This window comes from Photobacterium sp. R1, from assembly GCF_054600795.1.
Map to the genome: position 1 here is coordinate 1 of NZ_BAAHZP010000574.1, position 269 is coordinate 269.

The window sequence follows — 269 nt, forward strand, 5'->3', positions numbered from 1 at the left end:
GTTCATTGAGCGTGCTGTTTCACCTAATACAACAACGAAAAGTGTGTCTTTGCTGTTATTTGAAGGTTCCAGTTTTGCATCTTTACCTATGGTGAGGTAAGGCTCCTTAGACGTAAAATATGTTCGATTGATGTACTTTAATGTGTTAAAAACGTGAGCAGGATTAATCATTTTATTCAAGTATGAATTGTTCCTACCTACTGAAGCATAATCTTTATAAAAGAAAATAGCGATAATACAGATGCCTATTAAAGCTACTAATAACAAGG

Annotated in this window: 1 protein-coding gene; it reads right to left on the bottom strand. The window is 33.8% G+C overall.

Annotation, left to right across the window (positions count from 1 at the left end; translation table 11 throughout):
- A partial coding sequence (locus ACYP03_RS26340) for a phosphoethanolamine transferase domain-containing protein (RefSeq protein ID WP_459782715.1) occupies window positions 1-267 on the bottom strand: 267 nt, incomplete at its 3' end.
- Window positions 268-269: the final 2 nt, after the last annotated feature.